Annotated in this window: 1 protein-coding gene; it reads right to left on the bottom strand. The window is 40.6% G+C overall.

Annotation, left to right across the window (positions count from 1 at the left end):
* On the bottom strand, positions 1-278 hold a 278-nt coding region (locus R8N47_RS26620; protein WP_318186285.1), incomplete at its 3' end, for a MutH/Sau3AI family endonuclease.
* Positions 279-603 lie beyond the last annotated feature (325 nt).

Raw genomic sequence — 603 nt, forward strand, 5'->3', positions numbered from 1 at the left:
GGTGCAACGCATACAAATGTAGTTTCTAACGGTCGTCCGTTGTAGCCAATTGGAATGCTCTTTAACTCGATACCAAGTTTGGAAAAGTCTTGTTGAGGTTTGCTACCCGCAGGAGCGCCCAAATGCCATTCCAGCAATTGTCCCACCCAGCCTTTATCGCGTTTGAGGTTTTCTGGAACGATCATCTCTGCTTCGTCCGCTAATTCCGCAAAACTGAGTCCGGCAATATCGTGAGCGCGTTCCATTAACTCCGCTTCTGATTGTGGTTCTGGTTTCATAATAACTGCATGACAATGGAAAAATCCTAGTCTAACAAATTTCAACAAAATCTACTGTCCAAGATTTCATCGAGATGGATTAAGAATGATCAATTCATAACTTATCCACAGATATAGGTGCATATAAGTGGATCTACTGATGGGCTGGATGAATAAACAGGGGTTTTGAAACGTTTTTAGGCTTGATTTTATGTAGATGTCATGAAGTTAGAGAATGAATGTGTGGATAAATAACCGATCGGTTGATCTTTGACCGATCTGAGTTTGGTGAAAAGATCATCAGAATTGACAAGATCGTTTTATCTCCAGGCTTGTTTTTAAGTTT

It is taken from the genome of Vibrio sp. 2132-1 (assembly GCF_033344315.1).